Genomic DNA, 20,815 nt, shown 5'->3' on the forward strand with positions numbered 1-20,815 from the left:
GCGGACGAAATGAGAAGAAGAAGGCTGGTGGCGGCACTCGCCGCCGCACTCGGTGCGGTACTGATAGCAGGCTGCGCCAGCGGGGTGGCCGGCGACGACGAGATCGCGATCGGGACCCTGCACCCGCTCACCGGGGTCAACGCCGGCGACGGAGCTCAGCTGGAGAACGGCGCGAAGCTCGCGGTCGAGACCGTCAATGCCGCGGGCGGCATCAAGTCGCTGGGTGGCAAGAGGCTCGTGATCGCCCCCGGCGACACCAAGGGTTCGGCCAAGACGGGGCAGAGCGAAGCGCAGCGCCTCGTCAGCAATGGCGTCGTCGCGATGATCGGCAGCTACCAAAGCGGGGTATGCGCCAACGTCGCTGTCGTCGCCGAGCGCAACGAGGTGCCTTATCTGATGGACATCTGCGGCGACAACTCGATCCTCGAGAACGGGTACGAGTACACCTTCCGCATGCAGCCGCCGAACTCGCGGTTCGGCGCGAGCACCGCCGACTACGTCAAGGAGGTGACCGATCAGGCCGGCACCGAGGTCACAAAGGTCGCCTACCTGCATGAGAACACTGCCTTCGGCAACGGCGTGTCGGCGGCGTTCAAGAAGCGTGCTGCTGAGATCGGTCTGCCGATGGGCCCGGAGATCTCCTACGCCGCGGCGAGCGTCTCCGATCTCACCACCCAGATCGCACGGGTCAAGGCCAGCGGCGCCAACATCCTCGTCGTCTCCGGTTACTACCGCGACGGCGTGCTGGCAGCCAAGGCGGTCGCCACCGTGAAGCCGCAGCTCGACGCGGTGATCGGCGCGGCAAACGGCGCGTTCGACCAGCCGCAGTTCCCGAAGGACGCCGGAGCCGCAGGCGATGGCTACTTCGATGTGAACTACCACATCAACGACAAGAGCAAGGAAGGTCAGGACTTCGTGCAAGCGTATGAAGAGCAGTTCCACGACACGCCTCGTACCGGAGCGGCTCTGGCCTACGACTCGGTGATGGTGATCGCCGCAGCGCTGGAGAAGGCCGGCTCCGACGACCCGAAGGCGGTGCGCGATGCTCTCGGCCAGACCGACGTGACCCCGGTGGTCTTGTCGGACGGCCCGGTGCGATTCGACGAGACCGGTGAGAACCTGTCGACCCTCCCCGTTCTCACGCAGGTCCTCGACGGAGCTCCATTCGTCACGTACCCGCCGCAGTATGCGGTCAAGCCGATCGTGTTCCCGGCAGGACCGGGTCGATGAGCGCGCCGCATACGAGTGCGGAGGTGAGCTCGGACGAGGGCACCTCGAGCATCGGGGCCCGGGCGATCGCCGGCGTCAGGTCGTCGATTCCGTCGGCCGTGATGCTGGTGGTCCTCGTCGTCCTCTTCTGCGGGGCGCTCATCCGCTCCGGCAGTATGGCCGTCACCTGGCAGGCGGTAATCACAGGCATCATCACCGGCGGCGTCTACAGCCTGCTGGCCATGGGTCTGACGATGATCTTCGGTGTCCTCGACATCGTCAATTTCGCCCACGGCGCGTTCTTGACGGTCGGACTGTTTGTCACCTACCAGTTCGTCGAGTCGACCGGGATGAATCCGTACATCGCGCTGCCGATCGCCATCGCGGCACTGTTCATCTTGGGCATGGGAGTGCAGAGCCTCCTATTGCACCGCACCATGGGGTCGCTGGAGAGCCAGCTGCTGATCACCATCGGTCTGTCGTTGCTCATTGCCAACGTGCTGCTGATGATCTTCCGCGGCGATCCGCTGTCGGTGAGCCTGTCGTCCGATCCGGGCGTGAACATCTTCGGTGCGGTGGTCACCCGCTCACACATCATCGCGTTCGTCGGTGCGTTGGTTCTCGCCGGTCTGGTGTACCTGCTGCTCAACCGCACCTCGTACGGTCGCGCGATCCGCGCAGTCGCCGCCAGCCCGCAGGGCGCCGGCCTCGTCGGGATCAACGTCCGTTCGGTCTACGCGGTCACTTTCGGTCTGGGCGCGGCGTGCGCCGGTGCGGCGGGCATGCTCATCGCACCGTTCACGACGATCTCCCCGACCGCGGGCGAGCAGTTCAACATCCTGGCCTTCGTCGTGGTCGTCATGGGCGGCCTCGGCAACGTGATGGGCGCCCTCATCGGCGGTCTGATCGTGGGCCTCGTCGAGCAGCTCGGCGGTGTCGCGATCGTCGGTCAGAGCCCCCTGCTCGGCGTCTTCATCTTGTTCCTGCTGATCCTGTTGATCCGTCCGCAGGGCCTGTTCGGAGGTTCGAGCAAATGACAACCGCGCTCACCCGCATGCTGCCGAAGTCGCCGGTCGGCGCGAACGGCTCGCGTAACTGGACCCGCCCGCTGGTGTTCCTGGCGATCGTCGTGGTCGTCTCGGCGTTCACCCCGCTGGTCCTACCTGATGCCCGTCAGGCCGTGGCCATCAACATCCTCATCATCGCGATGATGGCGACCGGCTGGAACCTGATGAGCGGCTACGGCGGCATGTTCAGCTTCGGCCACGCAGCGTTCTTCGGAATCGGCGCGTACACCGACGCCTATCTGATCGTCCACTTCGGCATCTCGCCGTGGATCTCGCTGTTCATCGGTGCCGCATTCGCGGCGCTGGTCGCGATGATCATCGGCTATGTTGCGTTCCGCTACAAGCTGCGCGCTGCGTACTTCGCCTTGGCGACGTTCGCGTTCGCCGAGATGCTCCGCCTGCTGGCCACCAACACCGACTTTCTCAACGGCACCGCGGGACTGCACGTCCCGCTACTCACGGAAGACTCGTGGTGGATGCTGCAGTTCGACGCGAATGCGCCGCAGTACTTCTACATCGGCCTGGCCTTGCTGGTCATCTGCGTGCTGATCACGATGTGGTACCTGCGCTCGCGGCCGGGTATCTACACCGTCGCCATCCGCGACAACGAGGAGGCCGCCGACTCGCTGGGCGTCGACGTGATGCGCGTCAAGCTGACGACGATGGCGCTCTCGGCCGCGATCACCGCGGTCGCCGGAGTGTTCTACACCCAGTACTACATCTTCGTCGACCCGGACATCGCGTTCGGCAGCGAGCAATCGGTGCAGGCCATCACCCCGGCCGTCATCGGCGGCATCGCGACCATCGCCGGCCCGATCGTCGGGGCCCTGATCATCGGTCCGCTCAACGAGCTGACCGCCGAGTTGGGCCGCACCCCGCCGGGGTTCCTGGACTTCCTCGCCGGCCGCAGCGGCCTGGATGTGGTCGTCTACTCGATCCTGCTCATCCTCATCGTGCTGGTGCTGCCCAAGGGAATAGTCGGGACGATCAAGAACTGGTGGAGACAACGATGACCAACGTTCTCGAAGTACGGGGCATGAGCAAGTCGTTCAAGGGCGTGCACGCGCTGGCCGATGTCGAGCTCGATGTCCCCGAGGGCTCGATCGTCGGCGTGATCGGCCCGAACGGTGCAGGCAAGACAACTTTCTTCAACTGCATCACCGGCACCATCACCCCCGACACCGGCTCGGTCCGGATCTTCGGCAAGGACGCGACGGGGCTCTCGCCGCACCGCATCGCCCACGCCGGCGTCGGCCGCACCTTCCAGCTGATGCGCCCGTTCGGGACGATGACGGCACGGGAGAACGTGATCACCGCGGCGCTGACCAAAGGCGGCTCGCACAGTGTCGCGCAGAAGCGCGCCGACAAGGTCATCGAGGCGACCGGCATGGCCGAATGGGCCGACATGGTGTCCGACTCACTGCACACCGCCGCGCTCAAGCGACTGGAGCTGGCGCGCGTGCTGGCCCGCTCGCCCAAACTGCTGCTGCTCGACGAGGTTCTCGCCGGCCTGGTCCCGTCCGAGCGGACGCCGGTCGTCGAACTCCTCGCCGAACTTCGGGAACGAGAGGGCCTGAGCATGGTCTTCATCGAGCACATCATGGCCGCCGTCATGCGGCTGTCCGACTCGGTCGTCGTCTTCGATCGCGGCCGGGTGATCGCCTCCGGCAATCCGGAGGCGGTCGTTGCCGATCCGACTGTCCAAGAGGCCTACTTGGGAACGGAGATCGCTGATGCTTGAGATCGACAACATCACTGCCGGATACGGCAAGCTGCAGATCCTGCACGATCTGAGCATCCACGTCGACGCGGGCGAGCTCGTCTCGGTGGTCGGCGCCAACGGCGCAGGCAAGACCACAATGCTCCGCGCCATCAGCGGACTCATCGAGACCCGCACCGGCGAGATCCGGTACGACGGTGCGAAGATCTCCGGGCTCAAGCCGCACCAGGTCGTGCGGCACCGGGTGATCCAGGTGTCCGAAGACCGCGACCTGTTCGGTCCGATGACGGTGGAGCAGAACCTGGTGCTTGGCGCGTGGACTCGCGACAAGAGCGCGGTCGACGAGGAGATGGGAAAGGTCTTCGAGCTGTTCCCGATCCTCAAGGAACGGCGCAAGCAGACCGCGCAGACCATGTCCGGCGGTCAGCAGCAGATGGTGGCGATCGGCCGCGCCCTGATGTCGCAGCCGAAGCTGCTGATGCTCGACGAGCCGTCGACCGGTCTGTCGCCCAAGCTCACCTGGGACGTTCTCAACGCCGCCGCGGCGATCCGGGAGACCGGCATCGGCGTGCTGCTCGTCGAGCAGAACGCGGCGCAGGCGCTCGCCATCTCCGACCGGGCGTATGTCCTGGAGAGCGGCAGCGTCGTCCTCGAGGGGCCCGGTAAGGAATTGGCGGGCGACGAGCGAGTGCGGAAGGCCTACCTGGGACTATGACCGAGCAGACGACGACACTCGACGCCGACCAGCAGGCGGCGCTCGCCGCGGCGACGAGCCTGGGGACGTGGGCCGCAGACCTGACCTGGGGGTCGGTGCCCGCACCGGTGCGCGACCGGCTGCGGCTGGTGCTGTTGGATACCCTCGGCGTCACCATGCTCGGGGCGCGGCTGCCGGAGCGCGCCGGGCTGGTCGACGCGTGGACGCCGGGCGCCGGCGACGCCCCGCTGATCGGCGTGGGTGTGTCGACGTCGCCGGAGATCGCCGCGTGGCTCAATGCGACCGCGTTGGTGAGCCTGGAAATGGACGAGGGCAACAAGTTCGCCGGCGGACACCCTGCCGCGCATGGCTTCCCCGCGGTCCTCGCGCTCGCCGCGCAGCTCGACGCCGACGGTCCGTCGACCGCGGCCGCGCTCCTGGTGGCGTACGAGGTGGGCGCGCGGTACGGCCGCGCGTCAACCGCGGTTCCGGGACTGCACCCGCACGGCAACTGGGGCTTGACCGGGCCGGCCGCCGGCTGCGCCAAGCTCCTCGGGCTCGACGCCGCGGGCATCACAGCGGCCGTCGACGCGGCCAGCGGCATGCCGATCGCCGGACCGTTCTCAGCGGCACTCGACGGCAACCCGGTCCGCAACGAGTGGATGGGCGCTTGCAACATGTCCGGCCTCGCCGCGGCCCGTCTGGCCAAGGCCGGGATGGCGAACCCGACCGGAATCGCCGCCCACGGTCTCGGCCGCCTGCTCGGCACGTTCGACCCGGCCGTTCTGCTCGAGAAGCTGGGGGAACGCTGGGACATCGGCCTGGGCTACTTCAAACGGCACGCGTCCTGTGCGTTCACCCATCCGGCCGCCGACGCGACCCTGGTGCTGCGTGAGCGGCTCGGCGACGCGGGGGTCGACGAGATCACCGGCGTCCGGGTCTCGACCTACTCCGCGGCGGCGAAGCTGCACCGCACCCGCTGGAACAACCGGCTCGCCGCGATGTTCTCCATCCCGTACGTGGTGGCGACCGCGCTCCTGCACGGCCGCGTGGCACCCGACGGTTTCGACTCATCGTCGACCCCGGAGTTCCTGGCCATGGCCGACCTCGTCGAGGTGGTCGCCGATCAGACGTTCGACGACCGGCTGCCGGATGCTCGCGGCGCCGCCGTCGAGATCACCCTCGCCGACGGCCGCGTGCTGCGGGAGGAGGCGGCCAATCCGATCGGTGACGCGGCCCGGGAACCGTTCGACCACGAGCGCACCGTCGCCCTGCTGCGCGATCTGCTCGGCGACGGCGACACCCTGGCCCGTGTCCTGGAAGCGGCGTCGTCGCTGCCCGACGCGCGTGGCGTCCGCGCGGTGCTGCACACCCTGATCAACCCCTGACCGGAGGAGTCCTACATGAAGATCTTCGCGACCACTCCGCTCCACGTCGGCGCCGACGAACTCGCGCGCCGTCAGCAGCGGTACGACACCATCGCGCCGGAGGGCCTCACCGTGACGCTGCACGACCTGCCAGAGGGTGCGCCGACCAGCCTCGACTCGGCCGACGACATCGCGCGTTCGGACGAGTACGTGCACGCGGCGCTCGCCGGTGCGCCCGCCAGGTTCGACGCCGTGATGCCCGATTGCGTCCTCGACCCGGCCGTCGCGCGCCTGCAGGACGAGCTCGACCGTCCGGTGATCGGCATCTTGCGCATGAACCTCGCCTACGCGGCAGCACTCGGCACCCCGACCGGCGGCGTCGTCCGCAACGACGCGATAGCCGCCGAGATGCGGCGCGTCGCCGGCGTCTACGGCTGGACGAAGTGGCTGACCGACGTGGAGATCCTCGATCTGCCGTTCGACGCGGTCAGCGAGGGCCCCGAGTGGCAGGCACAACTCGACGCGGCGGCCGCCTCGCTCGCTCCGCGTGGCGTGCGGTCGCTGCTCAACGGCTGCTCGGCTGTCGACGTCGACCCCGACCACCCGTCCGCCGTCCCGGTGGTCGACCCGGTGATCCGGGCCCTGGAACTCGTCGCGGCAGGAGGCAGAGCGTGACCGCCGAAGGACCCGACCTCGTCGTCGCCGGCGCCGGCGGCGGACTGATCGCCGCGCTGCGCGCCGCTCAGCTCGGGCTGGACGTCCTGGTGGTCGAGGCCAGCGAGCACTTCACCCGCGGCAACAACACCTCGATGTGCACCGCGATGATCCCGGGCGTGGACAGCCGGTTCCAGAGGGAGTTGGACATCGAGGACTCAGCGGACCTCTTCGCCGCGGACGTCGACCGCAAGACGAAGGGCTCCGGCGACCAGCGTCTGGCGCGCACCCTGGCCGGGGTGAGCGGCGAGATGGTCGAATGGCTGGCCGACGAGGTCGGTCTGGAGATCTCGTTGATGACCGACATGCACTACCCGGGCCACTCGGTCGACCGCTGCCACACCATCCCCGAACGGCACGGCAACGCGCTGATCGACCACCTGGCGCGGTCCGCCCGCAACCACGCGAACATCGACATCCTGGTGCCCGCGCGACTGACCGACGTCGAGCTCGACGACGACGGAAAGGTGTGCGCGGTCGTCGTGGCCAACCCATCCGGCACCACCGAGCGCATCGAGACGCCCGCCGTGCTGCTGGCCACCAACGGCTTCGGCGCCGACCACACGATGGTCGAAGAGCACATGCCGGAGATCGCCTCGGCCATCTACCACGGCAGCGAGACCTCGCTCGGCGACGCGCTGCGCATCGGCACCGAACTCGGTGCGGCGTCGGCGTACCTCGACGCGTACCAGGGCCACGGTGCGCTCGCCGCCAAGTCTGCGACGCTGCTGGGCTGGGCGACGATCATGCACGGCGCGATCATGCTTGACACCACCGGTCGTCGCTTCGCAAAGGAGACGAGTGGTTACTCCGAGTTCGGTCCGTACCTGGCGCAGCGCCCGGGCGCGACGGGCTGGGTCGTCTTCGACCGCCGAGTCCACGACCTGTGCGAGCCGTTCACCGACTTCCGGCAGACCGTCGAGTCGGGCGCGGAAGTCTGGGCCGACGACGCCGCGGGTCTGGCCGAGGTCACCGGTCTGCCGGTGGAGGCCGTCGTCGCCGAGCTCGAAGAATCGGCGCGCGCCGCGCGCGGCGAGATCGAAGACCGCTTCGGCCGTGAGTACGAGGCGCCCCTTGAGGCGCCGTACGCCGCTGTCCGCGTGGTGCCGTCGCTGTTTCACACGCAGGGCGGCCTCGTCGTCGACGAGAAGGCGCGTGTGGTCGACTCCGACGACAATCCGATCCCGGGTCTGTTCGCCTCCGGCGGCGCGGCGGCCGGGGTGTCCGGGCACGGTGCCGGCGGTTATCTGGCCGGCAACGGTCTGATGCCCGCGTTCGGCCTGGCGTACCTCGCGGCGACCGTGGTCGCCAATGGCTGATCTCACCGACGTCGAACGCGACGCGCGGGAGTTCGTGCAGCGTGCGGCGGGTTTCGCGCAGGTGGTGACATTTGGCCGGGCCGAAGAACCCGTCGGACGCACCACCAGCGCGTTCCTCGCCGACGATTGGACCGTCGAGATGGTCCAGCGCCGCGTGCACCGGCGCAACGAGCAGATCGAACGCGACCCGCGGGTGCTCGTCAGCTGGGTCGGCTCGCCGTCGCCCGATTCGGAGAACGACTCACCATGGACGTTCGACCTCGGCTTGACCATTCCGCGCGTCGTGTTCGTCCGGGGCACCGCCCAACTGCTCGATGCCGACGAGACGTGGGACATCTACCACCACCACACCGAGCGGTTGCGCGCCGCGGGCCACGTGAAGGCGCCCCGGCGCGAGCGCGCCGAGATCGACGAGACCATGCGTGGGGTTCGGGTGACCCCGAGTGGGATTCGCGTCGAGGGGTTCGGCGAGGGCGCAGAGGCCTTCGCTCTCCCCATTCCATGACCGCAGATGCAGTGAAGGGACCACACCGATGATCAAGGCACTTCTCGGTTACGACATCGTCGAGGGCGTCAGTGAAGAGGACTACGAGCGCTGGCTGTTCGACGTCCACGCACCCGATTTGCTGGCCAACCCGCACGTGGACCGCATCGTCTTCAACAAGATCCTGTATCCGGTGACGTCGGCGTCGGGCGGCACCGCGCAGATCCCGCCGAGCCAGAGTTTCTACCGGATCGCCGAAATGCACTTCGCCGACCACGACGCCTACCAGGCGTACCGGGCGTGGTTCGACGAGAACCCTCTGGCTGCCGAGCGTGGTCCGGCCGGGCGCACCGACTTCAGGTTCTATCTGATCGGCGAGAGCACCGTGGTGGAGCGCGACCAGTGACAACCTTCGATGCGTCGAAGGTCGTGCTCGACGTCCCGGCGCCCGAAGTGACTGATCGCCTCGCGAATCTCGCGATGACCGTCTACTCGGCGGCCACCGTCTCCGGCGACACGGCCGAGGCGTTGGCCCGGTCGCTGCGGGCCGATGCGTTGGGCGAGCCGACCGCGGCAGAGTCGTCCTGGGCCGACCTCATCGCCGCCTCGACCGGGTTCCCGCTGCTCGGGACCGGGCGCGTGGCACCGACGTATCCGGCGCTGATGTGGGACGGCGCCCGTCTGGCGGCTGTGGCGCCCGACCGACGGTGGGCCCCGCTGCTCGCCGCGCTGGCCGCGGCACCGGCCGGCACCGGACTCGAGTGTGTCGGGCGGGCGGTGGCCGCCGGTCTCTGCGTGCTCGACGAGACCGACGACCTGCTGGGAACCGCACCGCTCGCATATCTGACGTCCGCGACGCTCGCCGCGGCGGCGGCCGCGTCCCTCGTGGGGCCTGCAGAGGGAACCGACCTGGCGTCGGTACTCGATCTCGCGGCGAGTCTTCAGGTGTTCACCCCGGGCGCCCGTCATGTCGGCTGGGCTGCGGGGCACGCGGCTGCCTCGGGGTGGCTGGCCGCGACGCTGCCCGCCGACGCGATCACTCCCATGCCGGGCAGCGTGGTGCACACGCTGTCGGCGGCGGCCGGGCGACCGGCGGCGGCAGGCAATGACGTACCCCGCACCGTCGACGACCTGCTGGGACAACTGTCATGAGCGGGCCACAGGTCCTGCTCAATCTCGCGCGTCCGCGCGGCGTGCAGGACCCGCTGGTGGCGGCGCAGCGCGCGGTGCGCGCCGGCGCGGACGGCGTCGGGTTCGCCGACAGCCCGCGACTGTTCCCGGACCCGTTCCTGAGCGCGGCGAGCCTGCTGGGCTCCACCGATGCGGCCCTGTCGGGGCCGTGTGTCATGGGCTTGGGGCTGCACCATCCGAGCGTCGTCGCGCAGTCGTGCGCAACGCTCGCCGACCAGTTTCCGGGCCGAGTGCTGACCGTCGTGGGCCGCGGCGAGAGTTCTCTGGTCAACGAAGGGCTCCCGGTGCCGTCCCTGCGGGCGTACCGGGGTCTGGCCAAGGAGTTCGTAGCCCGTCTCGACTACCTCGCGCCGCAGACCGGGCCGATACTGGGTGCTGGGTCGGGACCGCGCACCATCGAGGTGAACGCTCAGGTCGTGGGCGGTGTGCTGCTCGACGTGGGTGCTTCGGCGCCCGTCGTGGCACGTGCGATTGCGACTGCACGTGCCGCCCGCCCGGACACCTCGTGCTGGCTGTTCCTGCGCGGCGTCGTGACCGCGGACGACGCGCAGGCGCGCGAGGCCGCTGCGCCGATACTTGGGTCGTGCGCGACCCGTCTGGTCAGTTCGCCGCAGTGGTACGGCGTCGCCGACGACATGGTCGACCGGGTAACGGCGGTCGCCGCGGCGCACGACTACCGCCGGCACGGGACTGTCGAGGCGTCCGCGGCGCAGGGCTCGGACAGGGAGGCGCAGGAGCTGATCCGCGACCTTTTCCTGCTCACCGGCTCGGCCGACGAGATCGCAGCCCGCCTGCGTCCACTTGCCGATCTCGGCGTCGACGGTGTCGTGCTCGCCGGCGGCACCGCCGGCGTCGAAGACCGTCTGGCGGCCACCGTCTCGGCGGTGCGCGCCGGCCTGGCCCCCAGTGGGAGGAGATGAAGAGATGACCGACTTGGTGCTCGATCTGGCTGCACTGGGCCGTTTTGTCGCCGACACCGATCGCTGCGATATCCCCGAGGAGACCTGGACGTTCGGGCGTCTGCTCCTGCTCGACTCGCTCGGCGCGTTGATCGGCGGCCTTCGATACCCAGCGGTTCAGCGGCTGGGCCAGACCCTGCAGATCGCCGACGAGGAGGCCGGCGGCGTGCCGTTCGCCTGGATGACGACGCTCGGCTCGGCGGCCACCTGGCTCGACGCCGACTCCGGCGGCTCGTTTCACCCGGCGGGCGCCAGGCTCCCACCTGTGCCGACTGCCCATCCCGCGCCTCACGTGCTGCCTGCGTTGTTGCACGCGCTCGCTGACAGGGACGTTGACGACAGGGACGTCGACGACGATCCGGCAATCGCAGCCTTCGTCCTCGGGTGTGAGGTGGGACTGCGGTTCGGCGTCGGAACGTCGTTGCGTCCGGGTCTGCACCCTCACGGCATCCACGGTCCGATTGCCGCCGCCGTCGCCATGAGTGCGCTCGCGGGCGCTGACGCAGAGCAGTCGACGCGAGCGATCGAACTGGGCGGTTCGCTGCCGCTGGCCGCCACGCTCGCCGTCCCTGTGCACGGCGGGACCGTGCGCAACCTGTGGACCGGCCTCGGCTCGTATTACGGTGCGCTCGCTGCCGCGTCCGCTGCGTCGGGGACTGTCGACGAGGGTCTGCTCCGGGCGCTCTACGACGGGGTCGTCACCACAGACGCCGACGTCGACGAGATCACCGGGCAGCTGGGGGAGCGGTGGCGGATGCGCGACAGCTACCTGAAGCCGTACGCGTGCGCCCGTTGGGTCCACCCGACTCTCGACGCCCTGCAGATAGCGCTGGCCGCCGCGGGCGGTCCGGCGCCCTCGGACATCGTCGCGATCGACATCGACACGTTCGCGTTCGCGGCGTCCCTCGACAGCGACGGTGCCGAGTCGGATCTTCACGCCCGCTTCTCAATTCCGCGCTGCGTCGCCTCGGTGGTGCTCGACGGACGCTTGGATGCCGACGGATTCCTACCCGAGCAGTTCGACCGGCCCGACATCGGCATGTTGGTCAATCGTGTGCACCTACGCGAGGTTCCCGCATTCAGCGCCGAGCTGCCGACCAACCGTCCGTCGCAGGTCACCGTCCGGACCGTGTCGGGGAACTTCACCGCCAAGGTCCGCAACGCACGTGGCAATCCCGGGTCGGCGCTGACCGTCGACGAGGTGGTCGAGAAGTTCCGCGGCAACGTCGGACAGTTCCTGCCCGTTGACGTCCTCGATCCGGTGATCGGCACACTGACCGGCCCCGACGCGCGCGGCTCCGCCACGACGACGCTGCGCGACCTCGCCGTCGCGGTCCGCTCGGCCGTCGTCTGACGGCGGACACTTACGAGGATGGCCTTGATCAACTCGCGGTTCGGTGCAGCGATTCGCCAGTATTCGACGCTCGCCCCCGACTACGTTCATCGAGGTTCCGCACGCCGGTGGCACTCTCGGATCAGGTACCGGTGAGCACCGCGGATATCTCTTGTCCGGCTTCCCGGATCAACGTGATGATCCTCGTCCGGCGTTGGGCATCGGTACGGAAGATGGGTGCCGCCGTCCCGATCGACGCGACGACTTTGCCGTGTGAGGTGATGGCTGCCGCGGTACCCCAGATCCCGTCGTCGACCTCTTCGTAGCTTTCGGTCCAACCCTCCGCGCGGACCGCGTCGAGTGACTCGTGGCCCAAGAGGCTGGCCGACGCCGGATCGAGGGTCGGCAAAACCTTGGCGAGGTGTTCGTCGCGTTCTCGAGGGGTCATGGAGGCCAACAAGACTCGGGCCATCGATCCACGATGCAGCGACATCGCCTGTCCCCGGTCGAACTGAAGTCGAACGGGGCGACGGGATTCGACGCGATCCACGCAGTAGACGGCGTCTCCGCTGCGGCGCGCGATCAGCACGGTCTCGTCGATCTCGTCGCGGATACGGGTGATGTATGGGAAAGCGATGTCCATCAACGGTGGACGGGCGGCTTCGCAGGCCGCAGCGAGGCCGATGACCATGTCTGTGACGCGATATGCGCTGTCGGGTGCGCCTTCGAGTAGTCCGACTTCACGCAACAATGCGACGTATCGATAAGTAGATGTCGCCGATAGTTCGAGTTCGCTGGATAGTTCGGCGACTGTCCAGGTCGGGCGTTGCGCGGTGAAACACAATAACGTGTTGAGCAGTTTTCGACTGCTCCCGGCACCTGAGACGCGGTGCTCTGTCGAACCGTTGACCATCTGGCGTCATTCTCCTCAAGGATCGGGGGCTCGTACGAACCCCCCACATCGGTTCTCAGTTCCCACATTATGCAGATGCCGAAGGCGTCAAGTGAGGTGAAGCCAGCAATTTAACATTTCTACAATATGGTGGGGCTACAGTCGTATTCTGGCAATCAGTCCGCCGAGGTTTGGCGCAGAAGAAAGTGGGACCGGCATGTTCGTGCACCAGGGCACCCTGACACTACGTAGTGATGTCACCGCCGCGCAGATCGATGACATCATCAGCGGACTGCTCGACCTCCCGAACTCGATTCCCGAAGTTGCCGTCGCCCAGGTCGCGCGGGATGCGGGGCTTGCGCAGGGTAACGCGCACTTGACCTTTCGGATGAGTTTCGTCGACGCCGCGGCGTGGCAGGCCTACCGGGTCCATCCCGCGCATGTTTCGGTGATCAAGGACTTCATTGCCCCGGTGCTGGAGTCCAAGGCCTTTGTCCAGTACGACGAAGCGGCCATGGCCACCTCCTGATGGAAACTTCCTCAAAGCATCGCGACGGGCGCAACACCGGCGCGGACGGTGAAACGAACAGTTCCAGTGCGGGTTTCGGGGGAAGCCTGCCGCTGGGGCACCGGCCGGCGCTGATCATCATCGACCCGGCTCGGGCGTACACCGAACCGACGTCACCCCTGTTCGCTGGTGTCGACACCGCAGTGGATGCAATGATCGCGTTGCGTGAGCGGGCGGCAAGCGCCGGCATTCCGATCGTGTTCACCCGCGTCCACTACGCCGACGAGGCGGGGGTCCTGGGCGGTCGCTTCTACCAGAAGGTCCCGTCGCTGCGGTGCTTTGTGGAGGGTAATCCGCTCGGCGACTACATCTCCGGCCTCGAGCCGCGCGACGGCGAGGTCGTGGTCACCAAGCACTATCCCAGCGCGTTCTTCGGGACGGACCTCGCCGCGGCCTTGCATACCCGTGGAATCGACACCCTGCTGATCACGGGACTGTCGACGAGCGGTTGCGTTCGGGCAAGCACCATCGACGCCATGCAGCATGGATTCATCCCCGTGGTCGTCCGGGAGGCGGTCGGCGACCCGAACCCCGATGCCCACCGATCCAATCTGCGGGACATCGCCACCAAGTGCGGTGAGGTTCGATCGCTCGACGAGATCTACCGGTATTTGGACGATTTGGCCTGACGCCGCCCGTCGGAAGTTTCCATTCCGTGGGAATAGGCGACGAATTCCAGCGCCGCAGACTTGATTTACGTAAAGGTTACAGAAGGCATGGTGCGGATCGTTCGCGCTCGATTATGGGCGTTTCGCACGCCGGAACGTTACTGAAAGACCAGGTCAGGGTCGTCGTCGGCACCATTTGGGCTGGATCCGAGTCCGCTCCGCCACGGCTTGTTCACACGTACGAAACATACGGTTAGTCATTTCCGCATGGTGGGTGCTGATCGACTTTCTGGGTATTGACGTTGTTAATCCAGCCACATAATCTCCTCAGTATCCACTATGTGGCGGACGCGTTTCCGCATTGCGATAGGAACTTATGAACGTCGAGTTGGGCCAACAGGCACGAGCCAGCCTCCAGTTCCTCGGCGCTGTCCAGGAGTTCGCCGGCGGGACCCTGCAGAAGCGGGCAGCGGAGGAGTACGAGCGGGCTGTTCCGAATCCACCGTCGGATCTCGACGATCAGCGTGAATCTGTGTATGCGGCGCTTGAGGATTCGTCTGCATGGGCCTTCGACAGGTTGATCACCCGGTGGGTCGCCGAGGAGATCTACGTCCGCGCACTTCCGGCCATCGAAACGATCCGGCCAGAAGCCGAGCAGTTCCTCGAGGTGACGAACCCGAGTGGATCCCTGACCCTCGATTCAGATCTGGTGCCGCCCACGTACTGGGAACATGGCTTCCACCTCACGCCTGGAGGCTGGGACGGACACGATCTGATGGGCCCGGCCATCTCGGAGCTCGCCTTTGTCTACGTACTCAGTCCCGGCGGGGTCGGGGCAGTGCGAACCGGTGAGAATCTGAACGATCAGCGCACCATGGTCGCGGCCGAGGCCCCGCGCGAGAGCTATCGTCACATCGTCGAATTCGGCGCCAGCGGTGGGCGATACACATTCAAGTTGCGGAGTGCTTACCCATCCGCCGCGATCACTGCGGTTGAGTTGTCCGAGACCGCGTTGCGGTTCGCCTACGCTCAGGCAGCGGTTGTCGACGCCTGCATCGACTGGGTGCAGGCCGCCGCCGAGAACAGTGGATTGCCGGATGGCTGCGCTGATCTCGTCACCAGCTACACGCTCATGCACGAGGTCCCCGAATCGGTGAACCGCCAGATCGTCGCCGAGGCCTTCCGCGTCCTCGAACCCGGTGGTGACCTCGTCATCAGCGAAATCGCGCCGTACGAACACCATTCGGCGTTCCGGGCGGTGGTGCTCGACTGGGAGACCGAAAACCGGGGTGAACCGTACTGGCGTGAGGTGATGGCGATGGATCTCCCGGCCGCCCTCGCAGCCGCCGGATTCGTCGACATCGAAGCCTATGGGGTCGGTGGCGGGATCTACCCCTGGATCACCCGAGCGCGAAAGCCCCTGACGACGAACGGAACCGACCAATGAGCACCGTTGACATCCCGGCAGGCGAGCAGGCGGGCCGTCCCGACTACCTCGGTGACACCAAGACCGACGATCTTGCCCGGATGCTGTTGGAGCTGACTTCTGAGGTCTGGGCCCTGCGCGACCGCAACGTGATCCTCGAGCGCCTACTGTCCGAACACGGCGTACTGTCTGCCGGCGAGGTCGATGCGTATCAGCCCGACGAGCAGTTGGCCTCGGATCTGTTGGCACAGCGCCGATCTCTGGTCCGACGGGTACTCGGCGCGGTGCTGCCATCCGATGAGCGCACCGCTGCCGCCCTGCGCAATCACTGACTGCATTCCCGTGTCCGCCCGAAGTAGGTGCGGACTGCCATTTTCTTCATCACTCACCACACTCACCAGGAGTAGCCACATGTCCCTGCAATCTTCGTTTTCCGGGATCTCGCGGGGCGCGAGCACCCGCCATCGCCTGCGCCGGCTCGGCACCGTCGGAATCGGCATGATCGTCGCGACCGGACTGGTCAGCGCCTGCGCCCCCGACGAGTCGTCCGCTACGAGTAGCGACAGCATCGTGATCGGTACCTCGACTTCGATCAACCCACTGACCGGTCTGAACTCGTCGTACCAGACGTACCAGTACAACGCCTTCGATTCGTTGGTGCGCTGGCTCGCCGATGACGAAGAGGCGCAGCCTCGTATCGCGACCGAGTGGACCAACGTCGACGCCCTCACCACCGACTTCACAATCCGCGATGGCGTGAAGTTCCACGACGGCACGACCTTGACGGCGCGCGATGTGGCGTTCTCCTTCAACGAGATCATCGCCGAGAAGTTCGTGACGGCGTCCAACCTCGCAAACATCGAAAGCGTCACCGCACTGGATGATTCCACCGTGCGGATCGTCACCAAGACACCGGAGCCTTTGCTGCTCAACATCGTCGCGCAGGTGTTCATCGTGCCGGAGGCAGCCTGGGAGGCCGCCGGTGGTGCGGACGGGTTTGCCGCCCACCCAATCGGCAGCGGACCTTACGAGATCACTGACTTCGACATCGAGAACTCGGTCACCTTCGAGGCTTTCGACGATTTCTGGGGTGAGGCACCGGCAACCGATACGGTCGAACTGCGGTACTTCTCCGACTCCAGCGCGCTGGCCTCGGCCTTTGAGTCCGGACAGCTGACGGTGGCGCACGAACTGCCGGGCGCATCGCTGCAGACACTGAAGGGCGATGACCGGTACGAGGTCACCGCATCGTTCAGCGGCAGCCAGAACATGTTCCAGTTCAACACCAACAAGGCGCCCTTCGACAACGAAAACGTCCGTCGCGCAGCCAACCTCGCCATCGACGCACCCGCTCTCGTCGACGCGCTGACCTATGGGGCAGGCACACTCGAAGACGGCCAGTTGCCGATCGAGGGCGTCTTCGGCCATACCGACACCATCTCCCGTCCGGATTACAACCCCGACGAGGCCCGCAAACTGCTGACCCAGGCCGGCGCCGAGGGAACCCCGATCACCATCTCCGGGATGTCTCTCTACCGGCCCCTGCTCGAGGCGATCGGTGGCCAGTTGGCCGAGGTCGGGTTCAAGCCGACGATCGAGGCGAACGAGACCGCGGTGTGGTTGCAGCAGTTCCGTTCGGGCACCGACGCCAACATCTTCTTCCGTGGCACCTCGTACACCGGCGTCTTCGATGCAGATCGCCCGTTCTCGTTCATCTCACAGGGCGAGCGTCCGTTGGTGAACGACCCGAAGTGGACCGAGCTGTACCAGGCCACCAAGACCGAGATGGATCGCGATGTGCGCGAACAGAAACTGATCGCTGCGAGCCAGTACCTGTTCGACAAGAACTACGTGCTGTACACCTACGGACGTCCGTCGGTCGGAGCCGTTGTCGCCGGAACCACCGGGGTCGATTTCGGTACCGGCATCATGTTGCAGTTCGACACCGTGTCGACCTCGTCGAACAGCTGACCCGACAGGCCGCAGCTGACCAGACAAGCTGCAGCTGACCCGAGAACGAAGGCTAATTCATGAACACCACCACCCTTCCCGCCGGTGAGTTGATCGATCAGCGCGGTCGCGCCGAGCTGGAGTTCCTGCAGGCATTGCGGGTCGGACTTGCGCCGTTGCGCAACAGGATCCGGACGACCGTGCAGGACTCAGGAGCACTCGAGGTCCCATTCGTGGGTATCGAGGATCTGCGGGAACGGGTGGACGGTGTTTTGGCGGACAACGCCGATCATCGGATAGTCGGGGCCGTCCTCCGGTGGAGTCGCCAGGTGGCGACTCCCCGGGCGGTCGCGGCATTCGAACGTCGCCGCGAGGTCCTCGCGCCTCTCGCGGCTCCGGCCGGCGTCGTGATCGACACCGGTGAGAACCCGCCGAGGTATTGGGACTATGAGTTCCACGCCACGGCGGGTGGCTGGGATGGTCACCCGGACATGGGCTTTGTGCATCACGAGATGATTTATCATTTCCTGCTCAAGAAGATCTATCCGGGTGATCTCTTCGCCCAACGTCGGCAGGTGGCGGCCGCGGCACCCCGTGATGACTACAAGAGCATCGTCGATATGGGTTGTGGCACCGGGCAATACACGCTGCAGTTGGCACAGGAGTATCCGCAGGCCGCGATCACGGCAGTTGATCTGTCGCGAACCCAGGCCCGCTATGCACTTCGGCGGGCAGAGGACGCAGGCGCGGCGATCACGGCCGTGCACGCCAACGCCGAGGCGACGGGACTTCCGGATGGTTGTGCAGATCTGGTGACGGCCTTCATCCTTCACCACGAATTGCCGCCTCACGCAACACGGAATACGTTCACCGAGGCGTTCCGACTACTCGAACCGGGTGGGCACGTTCACTTCTCGGATGTGGCACCCTACGATCGTCGATCTCCGTACCAGGCGTGGCTCGACGACTGGGATGCCGAACAAGGAAATGAGCCGTGGTGGCGCACCGCCGCCACCCTCGACCTCGAAGCGGCTGCCCGTGCCGCCGGATTCGTCGATGTCCAGCAACAAGCACTGGGCGCCGACGCCTATCCCTGGGTCATCACCGCCACCAAGCCCCCACAGGAGCAACTGTCGTGAATCCCGCGCCCACCGTGGATATTTCGAAGCACGAGACAGTCGCCGACATCGCGCTGTCGATGCGCGAGCTCACCGTGCACCTGCCCCGCAGCGGCAGTGCAGACCTGCAAATCCTGCACGGAGTCGATCTGGAAGTTCCTGCCGGAGCGGTGGTCGCGCTGGCAGGGGAGTCCGGGTCGGGAAAGTCGACGGCAATGCTGTCGGCGTTGCGGCTGCTGCCCTGGGGTGCCAGGATCGGCGGTCACATCGAGGCGACGGGCGTTGACGTGGTCGCGATGTCGAAGCGAGAGTTGCGGGAGTTCCGGGCCCGCCACGCGCGGGTCGTGCTCCAGGATCCTTGGAGCTCTTTGCATCCCATGCACACGATCGGTTCTCAGCTCATCGAATCTGCGCGTTCGGGTGAACCCGGACTGTCGAAGTCGGCGGCCAAGGAACTCGCGGTGGAGACCCTGACGCGGGTCGGAATCGCCGATCCCCAGGCGCGGATGAAGACGTACCCGCACCAGATGTCGGGCGGTCAACTGCAGCGCGTGGTGATCGCGATGGCCTTGGTCGCCAAACCGACTCTGCTCTTCTGCGACGAGCCGACCACCGCGCTCGATGTCACCACCCAGGCCCAGATCCTCGAGCTGCTCCGGACCCTCAATCGTGAGACCGGGCTGACGATCGTGATCGCCAGCCATGACCTCGACGTCATCGCCGGCATCGCGGACCGGCTGGTCGTGATGTACGCCGGGGCGGTCGTCGAGCAGGGACCGGTCGAGGAATTGATGACCAAACCGCAGCATCCGTACACGTGGGCGCTGCTGCAGACGGCACCCGAACACAACCGGGGCCGACGGTTGCGCACCATTGAGGGCCGGCCGCCTGCTCTGGACAACCTGCCGTCCGGGTGCGCGTTCGCGCAGCGTTGCGACTTCGCGACCGTCGAGTGCGAAAGTACTCGTCCCCGTCTGCTGCCGCTGCCGTCATCTCCTGAGCACTCCACCGCCTGCCTGCGGGTGCAGCACGAATTCCCGTCCGGGGATCAGAACGCAACCGCGGCGGCCATCTCCGAAAAGAGCCTGACATCGTGAGCGAATCGAACACAGACTCCGGTGACGGCACGGTGCTGGACATCCAGGATCTGGTGCAGCACTTCCCGGGTCCGGGCGGTACCACGGTCCGTGCGGTCGACGGGGTGTCGCTCCAGGTGCGGCGCGGTGAGACCGTCGGGCTGGTCGGCGAATCCGGCAGTGGCAAAACCACTGTCGGGCGGGCGGCCTTGCGGCTCTACACGCCGACAGCTGGAAAGGTCGTGTTCGAGGGCACCGACGTCACCCGACTCAAGGGACGGGCACTGACCCGGGCGTTGCGGCAACGTAGCGCGATGGTCTTCCAGAATCCGTCGACCTCGCTGAACCCGTTTCTGCGGATCGAGGACGCGCTGGCCGAACCACTGATCATCCATCGGGTCGGAGACCGTGACGAGCGTCGACGCCGCGTGGTCGAGACGCTGGATCTGGTGGGACTCGGTGGCGAGATGGGTTCGCGCTACCCACACGAACTGTCCGGAGGACAACGGCAGCGGGTAGGAATCGCTCGCGCCCTGATGCTGAATCCGGCACTGATCGTCGCCGACGAGCCCACCGCGTCGCTGGACGTCTCGGTGCAGGCACAGGTGGTGAATCTGTTGCAGGACATCCAGGCAGAACGTGACCTCGGTTACCTGTTCATCAGCCACGACCTGGCCCTTGTGCGGCATCTCAGCCACCGGATCGCTGTCATGTATCTCGGACGTATCGTCGAAGTCGGCACCGCAGCAGAGGTTTTCGACAATCCACTGCATCCGTACGCGGCATCGCTGGCCTCGATGCAACTCGCCCCCGACAAGCGAATCGTGCCCCAGGGCGACCTGCCATCACCCAGCAATCCGCCGTCGGGATGCCCCTTCCATCCGCGGTGCCCGATCGCACGTGACGTCTGCGCCGTCGAACGGCCCGCTCTGGCGCCTGCCGATGACGTGCGTACCGATCGGCAGGTCGCATGCCACTTCCCCGGGGAACTCACCCTTTCCGAGAAGGGCGCCCACGCTGCCGTTCCCGCGGCACCACTCCCCACGTCGATGCGCAAAACACCGGCGGCCGGCAGTCCGGCTTCGTCCGCGCTCACCGCGACCAGTAGTTAGGACCCACA

Annotated in this window: 22 protein-coding genes; 21 read left to right on the top strand and 1 reads right to left on the bottom strand. The window is 66.7% G+C overall.

Annotation, left to right across the window (positions count from 1 at the left end; translation table 11 throughout):
- Positions 1 to 9 precede the first annotated feature (9 nt).
- Genes AC1TQG_RS09050 through AC1TQG_RS09110 form a run of 13 tightly spaced genes read left to right on the top strand, consistent with a single transcriptional unit; the run spans position 10 to position 12,078 of the window.
- Positions 10 to 1,230, top strand: coding sequence for an ABC transporter substrate-binding protein (locus AC1TQG_RS09050; protein WP_482136586.1), 1,221 nt, complete (start codon positions 10 to 12; stop codon positions 1,228 to 1,230).
- A complete protein-coding gene (locus AC1TQG_RS09055; protein ID WP_482136587.1) occupies positions 1,227 to 2,246 on the top strand; it encodes a branched-chain amino acid ABC transporter permease in 1,020 nt (339 codons plus the stop codon). The genes AC1TQG_RS09050 and AC1TQG_RS09055 overlap by 4 nt, the downstream gene beginning before the upstream one ends.
- Positions 2,243 to 3,289: a branched-chain amino acid ABC transporter permease gene (locus AC1TQG_RS09060; protein WP_482136588.1), complete on the top strand. Its 1,047-nt coding sequence runs from the start codon at positions 2,243 to 2,245 to the stop codon at positions 3,287 to 3,289. Before AC1TQG_RS09055 ends, AC1TQG_RS09060 begins: the two co-directional genes overlap by 4 nt.
- Positions 3,286 to 4,017: an ABC transporter ATP-binding protein gene (locus tag AC1TQG_RS09065; protein ID WP_482136589.1), complete on the top strand. Its 732-nt coding sequence runs from the start codon at positions 3,286 to 3,288 to the stop codon at positions 4,015 to 4,017. Before AC1TQG_RS09060 ends, AC1TQG_RS09065 begins: the two co-directional genes overlap by 4 nt.
- Positions 4,010 to 4,711, top strand: a complete 702-nt coding sequence (locus AC1TQG_RS09070; protein ID WP_482136590.1) for an ABC transporter ATP-binding protein — start codon at positions 4,010 to 4,012, stop codon at positions 4,709 to 4,711. The genes AC1TQG_RS09065 and AC1TQG_RS09070 overlap by 8 nt, the downstream gene beginning before the upstream one ends.
- Positions 4,708 to 6,078, top strand: a complete 1,371-nt coding sequence (locus AC1TQG_RS09075; RefSeq protein ID WP_482136591.1) for an MmgE/PrpD family protein — start codon at positions 4,708 to 4,710, stop codon at positions 6,076 to 6,078. The genes AC1TQG_RS09070 and AC1TQG_RS09075 overlap by 4 nt, the downstream gene beginning before the upstream one ends.
- Positions 6,079 to 6,093: 15 nt before the next feature.
- The gene (locus AC1TQG_RS09080) at positions 6,094 to 6,732 is read left to right on the top strand and encodes an aspartate/glutamate racemase family protein (protein WP_482136592.1); all 639 of its coding nucleotides are present in this window, start codon (positions 6,094 to 6,096) and stop codon (positions 6,730 to 6,732) included.
- Positions 6,729 to 8,090 (top strand): FAD-dependent oxidoreductase, encoded by a 1,362-nt coding sequence (locus tag AC1TQG_RS09085; protein WP_482136593.1) that lies wholly within the window; start codon positions 6,729 to 6,731, stop codon positions 8,088 to 8,090. The genes AC1TQG_RS09080 and AC1TQG_RS09085 overlap by 4 nt, the downstream gene beginning before the upstream one ends.
- The gene (locus AC1TQG_RS09090) at positions 8,083 to 8,595 is read left to right on the top strand and encodes a hypothetical protein (protein WP_482136594.1); all 513 of its coding nucleotides are present in this window, start codon (positions 8,083 to 8,085) and stop codon (positions 8,593 to 8,595) included. The genes AC1TQG_RS09085 and AC1TQG_RS09090 overlap by 8 nt, the downstream gene beginning before the upstream one ends.
- A gap of 28 nt (positions 8,596 to 8,623) precedes the next feature.
- Complete coding sequence (locus AC1TQG_RS09095; protein WP_482136595.1) at positions 8,624 to 8,980, top strand: EthD domain-containing protein; 357 nt, start codon at positions 8,624 to 8,626, stop codon at positions 8,978 to 8,980.
- Positions 8,977 to 9,726: a hypothetical protein gene (locus AC1TQG_RS09100; protein WP_482136596.1), complete on the top strand. Its 750-nt coding sequence runs from the start codon at positions 8,977 to 8,979 to the stop codon at positions 9,724 to 9,726. Before AC1TQG_RS09095 ends, AC1TQG_RS09100 begins: the two co-directional genes overlap by 4 nt.
- The gene (locus tag AC1TQG_RS09105; RefSeq protein ID WP_482136597.1) at positions 9,723 to 10,685 is read left to right on the top strand and encodes an LLM class flavin-dependent oxidoreductase; all 963 of its coding nucleotides are present in this window, start codon (positions 9,723 to 9,725) and stop codon (positions 10,683 to 10,685) included. Before AC1TQG_RS09100 ends, AC1TQG_RS09105 begins: the two co-directional genes overlap by 4 nt.
- 4 nt (positions 10,686 to 10,689) lie before the next feature.
- Positions 10,690 to 12,078, top strand: coding sequence for an MmgE/PrpD family protein (locus AC1TQG_RS09110; RefSeq protein ID WP_482136598.1), 1,389 nt, complete (start codon positions 10,690 to 10,692; stop codon positions 12,076 to 12,078).
- Positions 12,079 to 12,199: 121 nt separating this feature from the next.
- Here the strand turns inward: AC1TQG_RS09110 and AC1TQG_RS09115 are convergent, their stop codons facing one another.
- Positions 12,200 to 12,970 carry an IclR family transcriptional regulator gene (locus tag AC1TQG_RS09115; RefSeq protein WP_482136599.1) on the bottom strand — a complete coding sequence of 257 codons (771 nt, stop codon included), beginning with the start codon at positions 12,968 to 12,970 and terminating at the stop codon, positions 12,200 to 12,202.
- Between the two features lie 196 nt (positions 12,971 to 13,166).
- Between AC1TQG_RS09115 and AC1TQG_RS09120 the strand changes: the two genes are divergently transcribed.
- The 8 genes from AC1TQG_RS09120 to AC1TQG_RS09155 all read left to right on the top strand — a co-directional run bounded on the left by AC1TQG_RS09120 (position 13,167) and on the right by AC1TQG_RS09155 (position 20,807).
- Positions 13,167 to 13,478, top strand: coding sequence for a Dabb family protein (locus tag AC1TQG_RS09120; protein ID WP_482136600.1), 312 nt, complete (start codon positions 13,167 to 13,169; stop codon positions 13,476 to 13,478).
- Positions 13,478 to 14,146, top strand: coding sequence for an isochorismatase family protein (locus tag AC1TQG_RS09125; RefSeq protein ID WP_482136601.1), 669 nt, complete (start codon positions 13,478 to 13,480; stop codon positions 14,144 to 14,146). The genes AC1TQG_RS09120 and AC1TQG_RS09125 overlap by 1 nt, the downstream gene beginning before the upstream one ends.
- 355 nt (positions 14,147 to 14,501) lie before the next feature.
- Complete coding sequence (locus tag AC1TQG_RS09130; RefSeq protein WP_482136602.1) at positions 14,502 to 15,572, top strand: class I SAM-dependent methyltransferase; 1,071 nt, start codon at positions 14,502 to 14,504, stop codon at positions 15,570 to 15,572.
- Positions 15,569 to 15,883, top strand: coding sequence for a hypothetical protein (locus AC1TQG_RS09135; protein ID WP_482136603.1), 315 nt, complete (start codon positions 15,569 to 15,571; stop codon positions 15,881 to 15,883). Before AC1TQG_RS09130 ends, AC1TQG_RS09135 begins: the two co-directional genes overlap by 4 nt.
- A gap of 79 nt (positions 15,884 to 15,962) precedes the next feature.
- The gene (locus tag AC1TQG_RS09140; protein WP_482136604.1) at positions 15,963 to 17,522 is read left to right on the top strand and encodes an ABC transporter substrate-binding protein; all 1,560 of its coding nucleotides are present in this window, start codon (positions 15,963 to 15,965) and stop codon (positions 17,520 to 17,522) included.
- Positions 17,523 to 17,581: 59 nt separating this feature from the next.
- Positions 17,582 to 18,640, top strand: coding sequence for a class I SAM-dependent methyltransferase (locus tag AC1TQG_RS09145; protein WP_482136605.1), 1,059 nt, complete (start codon positions 17,582 to 17,584; stop codon positions 18,638 to 18,640).
- A complete protein-coding gene (locus tag AC1TQG_RS09150) occupies positions 18,637 to 19,716 on the top strand; it encodes an ABC transporter ATP-binding protein (protein WP_482136606.1) in 1,080 nt (359 codons plus the stop codon). The genes AC1TQG_RS09145 and AC1TQG_RS09150 overlap by 4 nt, the downstream gene beginning before the upstream one ends.
- Positions 19,713 to 20,807, top strand: coding sequence for an ABC transporter ATP-binding protein (locus AC1TQG_RS09155; protein WP_482136607.1), 1,095 nt, complete (start codon positions 19,713 to 19,715; stop codon positions 20,805 to 20,807). The genes AC1TQG_RS09150 and AC1TQG_RS09155 overlap by 4 nt, the downstream gene beginning before the upstream one ends.
- Positions 20,808 to 20,815 lie beyond the last annotated feature (8 nt).

The sequence above is a fragment of the Williamsia sp. Y844 genome, assembly GCF_056786475.1.

Bases quoted from the DNA above. Each gene is read 5' to 3' on its own strand.
- AC1TQG_RS09095 (WP_482136595.1), top strand. From the start codon at position 8,624: ATGATCAAGGCACTTCTCGGTTACGACATCGTCGAGGGCGTCAGTGAA.
- AC1TQG_RS09115 (WP_482136599.1), bottom strand. From the start codon at position 12,970: ATGGTCAACGGTTCGACAGAGCACCGCGTCTCAGGTGCCGGGAGCAGT.
- AC1TQG_RS09105 (WP_482136597.1), top strand. From the start codon at position 9,723: ATGAGCGGGCCACAGGTCCTGCTCAATCTCGCGCGTCCGCGCGGCGTG.
- AC1TQG_RS09120 (WP_482136600.1), top strand. From the start codon at position 13,167: ATGTTCGTGCACCAGGGCACCCTGACACTACGTAGTGATGTCACCGCC.
- AC1TQG_RS09130 (WP_482136602.1), top strand. From the start codon at position 14,502: ATGAACGTCGAGTTGGGCCAACAGGCACGAGCCAGCCTCCAGTTCCTC.
- AC1TQG_RS09140 (WP_482136604.1), top strand. From the start codon at position 15,963: ATGTCCCTGCAATCTTCGTTTTCCGGGATCTCGCGGGGCGCGAGCACC.
- AC1TQG_RS09080 (WP_482136592.1), top strand. From the start codon at position 6,094: ATGAAGATCTTCGCGACCACTCCGCTCCACGTCGGCGCCGACGAACTC.
- AC1TQG_RS09060 (WP_482136588.1), top strand. From the start codon at position 2,243: ATGACAACCGCGCTCACCCGCATGCTGCCGAAGTCGCCGGTCGGCGCG.
- AC1TQG_RS09070 (WP_482136590.1), top strand. From the start codon at position 4,010: ATGCTTGAGATCGACAACATCACTGCCGGATACGGCAAGCTGCAGATC.
- AC1TQG_RS09050 (WP_482136586.1), top strand. From the start codon at position 10: ATGAGAAGAAGAAGGCTGGTGGCGGCACTCGCCGCCGCACTCGGTGCG.
- AC1TQG_RS09135 (WP_482136603.1), top strand. From the start codon at position 15,569: ATGAGCACCGTTGACATCCCGGCAGGCGAGCAGGCGGGCCGTCCCGAC.
- AC1TQG_RS09125 (WP_482136601.1), top strand. From the start codon at position 13,478: ATGGAAACTTCCTCAAAGCATCGCGACGGGCGCAACACCGGCGCGGAC.
- AC1TQG_RS09090 (WP_482136594.1), top strand. From the start codon at position 8,083: ATGGCTGATCTCACCGACGTCGAACGCGACGCGCGGGAGTTCGTGCAG.
- AC1TQG_RS09065 (WP_482136589.1), top strand. From the start codon at position 3,286: ATGACCAACGTTCTCGAAGTACGGGGCATGAGCAAGTCGTTCAAGGGC.
- AC1TQG_RS09055 (WP_482136587.1), top strand. From the start codon at position 1,227: ATGAGCGCGCCGCATACGAGTGCGGAGGTGAGCTCGGACGAGGGCACC.
- AC1TQG_RS09075 (WP_482136591.1), top strand. From the start codon at position 4,708: ATGACCGAGCAGACGACGACACTCGACGCCGACCAGCAGGCGGCGCTC.
- AC1TQG_RS09110 (WP_482136598.1), top strand. From the start codon at position 10,690: ATGACCGACTTGGTGCTCGATCTGGCTGCACTGGGCCGTTTTGTCGCC.
- AC1TQG_RS09145 (WP_482136605.1), top strand. From the start codon at position 17,582: ATGAACACCACCACCCTTCCCGCCGGTGAGTTGATCGATCAGCGCGGT.